6 protein-coding genes, 2 tRNA genes and 1 rRNA gene are annotated in these 6,332 nt (G+C 41.3%); 7 read left to right on the top strand and 2 right to left on the bottom strand.

The genetic code is table 11. The features are described 5' to 3' along the window. From rrf to ACTJKA_RS16310, 3 genes are all read left to right on the top strand, one after another. Positions 1-94, top strand: a 5S ribosomal RNA gene (gene rrf, locus ACTJKA_RS16320); the annotation flags it as partial. Positions 95-137: 43 nt separating this feature from the next. Then, positions 138-212 (top strand) — tRNA-Asn (locus ACTJKA_RS16315). A gap of 1 nt (position 213) precedes the next feature. After that, positions 214-286 (top strand) — tRNA-Thr (locus ACTJKA_RS16310). A gap of 93 nt (positions 287-379) precedes the next feature. On the opposite strand, the gene ACTJKA_RS16305 is transcribed toward ACTJKA_RS16310, so the two are convergent. Continuing rightward, a complete protein-coding gene (locus ACTJKA_RS16305) occupies positions 380-568 on the bottom strand; it encodes a tyrosine-type recombinase/integrase (RefSeq protein WP_129548439.1) in 189 nt (62 codons plus the stop codon). Positions 569-1,120: 552 nt separating this feature from the next. On the opposite strand from ACTJKA_RS16305, the gene ACTJKA_RS16300 reads away from it, so the two are divergent. The 4 genes from ACTJKA_RS16300 to ACTJKA_RS16285 all read left to right on the top strand — a co-directional run bounded on the left by ACTJKA_RS16300 (position 1,121) and on the right by ACTJKA_RS16285 (position 5,055). Next, complete coding sequence (locus ACTJKA_RS16300; protein WP_265153615.1) at positions 1,121-1,243, top strand: hypothetical protein; 123 nt, start codon at positions 1,121-1,123, stop codon at positions 1,241-1,243. Positions 1,244-1,292: 49 nt separating this feature from the next. Continuing rightward, positions 1,293-2,258: a flagellin Hag gene (gene hag / locus ACTJKA_RS16295; RefSeq protein WP_017358869.1), complete on the top strand. Its 966-nt coding sequence runs from the start codon at positions 1,293-1,295 to the stop codon at positions 2,256-2,258. A 330-nt stretch (positions 2,259-2,588) separates the two neighbouring features. Continuing rightward, positions 2,589-4,028 (top strand): SulP family inorganic anion transporter, encoded by a 1,440-nt coding sequence (locus tag ACTJKA_RS16290; RefSeq protein WP_052320568.1) that lies wholly within the window; start codon positions 2,589-2,591, stop codon positions 4,026-4,028. 61 nt (positions 4,029-4,089) lie between these two features. Beyond that, on the top strand, positions 4,090-5,055 hold the full coding sequence (locus ACTJKA_RS16285) for a bile acid:sodium symporter family protein (protein WP_164999000.1): 966 nt from the start codon (positions 4,090-4,092) through the stop codon (positions 5,053-5,055). Between the two features lie 38 nt (positions 5,056-5,093). Here the strand turns inward: ACTJKA_RS16285 and ACTJKA_RS16280 are convergent, their stop codons facing one another. Continuing rightward, positions 5,094-6,302: an exo-beta-N-acetylmuramidase NamZ family protein gene (locus ACTJKA_RS16280; RefSeq protein ID WP_409222567.1), complete on the bottom strand. Its 1,209-nt coding sequence runs from the start codon at positions 6,300-6,302 to the stop codon at positions 5,094-5,096. Positions 6,303-6,332 lie beyond the last annotated feature (30 nt).

Here is a 6,332-nt window from a genome sequence, read left to right as displayed (position 1 = left end):
TCACACCCGTTCCCATACCGAACACGGAAGTTAAGCTCTTCAGCGCCGATGGTAGTTGGGGGTTTCCCCCTGTGAGAGTAGGACGCCGCCAAGCTTTTTGTTTATATCCTTCCAATGGAAGAAGTTACTTTATCCATTCCGCAGTAGCTCAGTGGTAGAGCTATCGGCTGTTAACCGATCGGTCGTAGGTTCGAGTCCTACCTGCGGAGCCATGCTTCCATAGCTCAGTAGGTAGAGCACTTCCATGGTAAGGAAGAGGTCAGCGGTTCGAGCCCGCTTGGAAGCTTTCCTCTAAATATTGTTCTGACAAGGTTTCTCGATGATGAGAAGGCTTTTTTTTATGTCTTTTTTAATTGCTTGGGATCGAATTGGGATCGGATCACTTAGCTTGCAATAGATTTGAAATTGCATCTGCAACCAAAGTGTCTGCTTCTTTGAATGCATGCGTATAAGTTTCAAGCGTGGTTTTTACATTTGCATGCCCTAAACGTTGAGATACAGACTTAATATTAAAGCCAGGTATTTTTCCAATTTGGTTAATTAACATTGTAGAATGAGTATGACACATATCATGCAAATGAATTTTCTTATATCGTGCTTTTTTGCGAATCGCTCCCACTATTTATTTAAATATAAAAAGGTAGTTGAGAACGTACAATGCTAATTCGTCTAGTTGATGACAGAGCAAGGCATTCCATTGGTCAACGTTGTGCCATATAAAAGATGGAACGGTTCGAAGATAAAAGCAGCTCTTCAAAAAGCATTGAAAAAGTGAAAAAGGTAAAGCCTCTGATCATAAAGAACAGGGGCTTTTTTGATGTTATTTTTCATCGTTCTTTTTTGAAGTGAATCCTTATCTCAAAATCCTTTTTCTTTTCTCTGTTACTTTATCGAGTGATTCTAGGTATATGAAAAAGTATTGTTTCCACACAATTTTACACTAATTATGTTTCTCCTCCTGAAAACGTAGTTGATAGAATTTCATCTTCCTTTTATGCATTTTAAATGTGTCGAATTTGTGAAATAAACAATTTCCACAAACTAAAATATGTGGTAGGTCTGTCTATAGTAGGTAACACGCTACTCATTGTTATGGTGAGTATTAATAGAAGGAGTTTTCATGATTATTGCCATAACTGGTGTTGCAGATAGTAGTAAAGTTAGAGAGCCAAAAGGTGATCTGTATGACTACTATACACATGCCTTAGAAATCGGAAATTCTAAGGAAGAGCTTCTCATCTAAATGGACTTTGTAGACAAGCTCGAAAAAAATTACATGGAGGTAATAGGAAATGAGAATTAACCACAATATCGCGGCACTTAACACATTAAACCGTTTGTCTGCAAACAACGGTGCGAGCCAAAAGAACATGGAGAAGCTTTCTTCTGGTCTTAAAATCAACCGTGCAGGAGATGACGCAGCAGGTCTAGCGATCTCTGAAAAAATGCGTGGACAAATTCGCGGATTAGAAATGGCATCTAAAAATGCACAGGACGGTATCTCTCTTATCCAAACAGCTGAGGGGGCATTGACTGAAACTCACTCAATCCTTCAACGTGTTCGTGAACTAGTCGTTCAAGCTGGAAATACTGGTACACAGGATAAAGAGTCTGACCTTCAATCTATCCAAGATGAAATTAAAGCTTTACAAGAAGAAGTAGATGGAATTTCAAATCGTACAGAGTTTAACGGTAAAAAATTATTAGATGGTTCATTTAAAGGAACCCCAGGAACACCAGCAATTCCGCCGACAGATCCAGATGATCCAGATACAGGTACACCTGCAGTTCCAGCAAGTGGTAATGCTTTAGTGTTCCAAATCGGTGCTAATGCAACTCAACAAATCTCAGTTCATATTGATAAAATGAGTACAGATGCATTGGGAGTGAAAGGTGCTAATGGAATTGTAGCGAATCAAGCGATTAAAGACATCGATGTAAGAAAGTTTGCTGATAATGCAGCAGATGCTACTGATGTTGGTTTTGATACTCAACTAAGTATTGTTGATGCAGCTATTAACCAAGTATCTGCTCAACGTGGAAAACTTGGTGCAGTACAAAACCGTCTAGAGCACACGATTAACAACTTGGGTGCATCTGCTGAAAACTTAACTGCTGCTGAGTCTCGTATTCGTGACGTTGACATGGCGAAAGAAATGAGTGAGTTCACAAAGAACAACATTCTTTCTCAAGCGTCTCAAGCTATGCTTGCACAAGCGAATCAACAGCCGCAAAACGTACTTCAATTATTACGTTAATCAACCAAAAGCCCCTTTTATATAGGGGCTTTTGTTGTTTGTTTTAAATGTTGGACATGCTCAGTGACAAATAGACTCATGAATGGAATAAATCGATTGGTAAGTAAGCTTTGTATCAATTTTCTACACATTCCTTCTTTTTGTGCTTGATTCCTTAGTTCCTTTCTTATATTCTTACTAAAGTGATGATAATCCTCTCTAACAAAAGACTCTGTACGTTCCTCTTTTTCCCCGAAATTGAATGGTTATTGTTTTTTCCTTTCTGTATCTCCGAGTTTTATTCGCCTTCTTTTTCCTTGTACGGTATGTATATAAAAAGGAGTAGATGGTTTGAAAGATTTATTTGTAAAGCAAGAATGGTTTGGACATGTGCGTCAGGATGTGCTGGCAGGTATTTTAGTGGCCTTGGCTTTGATACCTGAGGCGATTGCGTTTTCGATTATTGCGGGCGTTGATCCTAAGGTCGGTTTGTATGCTTCGTTTTGTATTGCGATTGTGATTTCGTTTGTTGGTGGACGGCCAGGTATGATCTCTGCCGCTACTGGGGCTATGGCGCTGGTTATGGTCAATTTGATTGCAGATCATGGATTGCAGTATTTGTTCGCAGCTACGATTTTAACAGGCTTGATTCAAATTGTGTTTGGAGTGTGCCGTGTTTCTTGTCTGATGAAATTTATTCCGAGGTCTGTGATGGTTGGTTTTGTTAATGCATTGGCAATTATGATCTTCATGGCACAGCTGCCGCATTTCGTTGGGGAATCCATGGCTATGTATGTCATGACAGGTGGAGCATTGTTGATCATTTATGTATTGCCGATGGTCACAAAAGTTATTCCCTCTCCACTTATTGCAATTATTGTGATGACGATGATTGCTGTATTTGGGCATATTGATGTCAGAACGGTTGGAGACATGGGAGAGCTTCCTAGCTCTTTGCCAACTTTTCTTATTCCCAATGTACCGTTTAGCTGGGAAACACTTGCTATCATTTTTCCTTATTCCTTAGCACTTGCGATGGTTGGTTTACTTGAATCTTTATTAACAGCACAAATTGTAGATGATATGACGGAAACGTCTAGTCGTAAAAATAAGGAAGCGAGAGGCCAAGGAATTGCCAATGTGGTGGCAGGATTTTTTGGCGGTATGGCTGGCTGTGCGATGATTGGTCAATCTGTGATTAATACAAAGGCAGGGGGACGAGGCCGGCTTTCTACCTTTGTGGCTGGTGCATTTTTAATGGTATTGATTTTTGTGCTCGGTGATGTGGTTGTTCAAATTCCGATGGCTGCTCTTGTGGCTGTCATGATCATGGTTTCTATTGGTACCTTTGATTGGAGTTCATTCCAGCAGCTGAAAAAGAACCCAAAAACAGATTCTCTTGTGATGCTTGTCACGGTCGTGACGGTGGTGTTCACTCATGATTTATCAAAGGGTGTTTTTGCAGGGGTGCTGCTTAGTGCCGTATTCTTTGTGGCTAAAATATCAAAACTGCATATTACCTCTACAGAAAGCCAAGCTGGTACATGGATTTATCGAATTAAGGGTCAAATTTTCTTTGCTTCCGTGACTGAATTGATTCAAGCCTTCCATCATGGAAACGACTTGAACACGGTTGTGATTGATTTGTCTGAAGCGCGTATATGGGACGAATCAGGTGTGGCCGCAATTGAACGTGTGAAGGAAAAATATCGTACAGCTGGTGTAGAGGTGGACGTAGTTGGAATGGATACGTCTAGTCAAAAACTTATGAAACAAGTGATCGGATCTTAAAAAGACTTTTCTGTTTGTTACAATAGAACAAGGAAGAAAGTGAAGGATGGAGGTGGCCGGCATGCTTGTCCGTTTGAATCAGGTGCTCGGCCGGATGATGCCGCTCATTACGCCTGTCAGCGTGCTATTTGGTGTATTATTGGCGGCGTATTTAAAAGATTTCACCTTTTTGGTGCCTTGGGTGTTTGCTGTGATGACATTTTCAGGGAGCTTGTCATCTACTTTTTCAGCTTTAAAACATACGGTGATGCATCCATTGCCTTTGATTTTATCGTTTATGATTTTGCATGTGCTGATGCCCCTTTATGCATGGTCAGCGGGGCATTTGATATTTGCGGGCGATTCTATGACGATCACCGGTTTGACGCTTGCGATGGTGATTCCGACAGGTGTGTCTAGTTTAATATGGGCGGCAATGTATAAAGGGAATGTGGGGTTAACGTTATCTATCATATTAATTGATACATTGCTTTCGCCATTGATTGTGCCAGTAAGTTTGTCAATCTTCGTTGGTACACAGGTCCATATGGACATGGTGGCGATCATGAAAGGACTATTCGGTATGGTGGTGTTGCCCTCTATTTTAGGGATGCTCGTTCGTCAGTATGCAAAGCCATCGGTGACAAAAGCAATGAGTCAGACCTTGGCTCCTTTTTCAAAATTAGGCTTGTTTGTTGTCGTATCGATTAACAGTTCTGTTGTCGCCCCATATTTGCGTGAACTGGATGCTGCATTTTTTAGCAAAGCAGCGACTGTCTTTTTCATTGCAATGAGTGGGTATGCTTTTGCGTGGTTGATTGGAAAGGCGATGAAATGTACCCAAGGAGAAATTGTGGCGATTGTGTATACGGGCGGTATGCGGAACATTAGCGCGGGTGCTGTGCTTGCCATTAGCTTTTTCCCGCCTGCTGTTGCTGTTCCTGTCGTGATTGGCATGCTGTTTCAGCAAGTGCTTGCAGCCTTGTTTGGCTTTTTACTTCATCGTTTCGAGCTGAAAGTACCTGCTGTGACTAAGTCTTTATCATGAAAAAACCTCCAACCTTTAAGGTGGAGGCTTTTTTGCGATTAATAGATGAGGTATTTCTTCCGTTTCTTTTCGAATGTCTTTAGATCATGGTGGTATTGTTTCATGATGTGTTTGATGGAAGTGCCTTTATTGATTTCTTCTTTGATCCAGCTATTCCCGATGAGTTTATCAAAGCTGCCTGTTTGTAGGAATTGAAAGTCATTAGGATACAAGTCATGTATTGCTTTGATGATGGATAGACCTGTTTTGACTGCTTCGAATGATTTTCGGTCTGTGACATAAAGCTGTACCCCGTGAGACAAAGTCCCGGCATGTTTTGAAAAGGTAGGGGTAAATGAGACAGGTCTAAATTGAACGCCTTTTAGTTTTAACCCATTTAAATGATCTGCTAGCTCATTGCTATTGATATATGGAGCGCCAATGAGTTCGAACGGTTTTGTCGTTCCTCTGCCTTCAGAAACGTTTGTGCCTTCGATTAATCCTGTTGCTGGGTAAACAAAGGTACTGTCAACGGTCGGCATGTTAGGTGAAGGGAGGACGAACGGCAGCTTCGTGTCATCGAACGTCATGGATCGTTTCCAATGTTTCATTTTGATCACTTTTACATCAGCGTTGATATGAAACTCTTTGTTAAACATGTATGCAAGTTCTCCAGTTGTCATCCCATGTCTTAATGGGATGGGATAGAGACCTACAAAAGAGGCGTGTTCTGGCTCTAATACGGGTCCTTCTACTTTTAGCCCGCCTATTGGGTTTGGACGATCTAAGACAACAAATGGAATGTTGTTTTCCTTAGCTGCTTCCATTGCATACGCCATCGTGTAAATATAGGTGTAATAACGAGCACCAACGTCTTGAATATCAAATAGCAGGACATCTACATTTTTGAGCATTTCAGGAGTTGGCTTTCTTGTTTTTCCATAAAGAGAGTAAACAGGCAGGCCTGTTTTTTCGTCAGTATACGATTCGACGCCTTCTCCTGCTTGTGCATCACCACGGACGCCATGTTCAGGCCCATACAAGGCAGTCAGTTTAATATCGGGGTGTTCAAATAGCAGATCGACACTGCTTTTCATGTTTGCATCAATGCCTGTAGGATTCGTAATAAGCCCTACTTTTTTCCCTTTAAGCCAAGAGAGGTTACTTGAGAGTAATGTTTCGATACCTGTTTTGGCTGTTGCTTTTTTTCCTTTTGTATCTGTTCGTTCTGAATCTGCGGGGGAGGCGGCGGTCAATGTGCTGATCATGAGAATGCTAGCGAGTATCAAGCTTGCTGT

The sequence above is a fragment of the Bacillus sp. 22190 genome (assembly GCF_052045575.1).
GTDB lineage: Bacteria > Bacillota > Bacilli > Bacillales > Bacillaceae > Bacillus > Bacillus altitudinis.
Note: the sequence above shows the minus strand (reverse complement) of the source record. Positions and strands in the feature narration are given on the sequence as shown.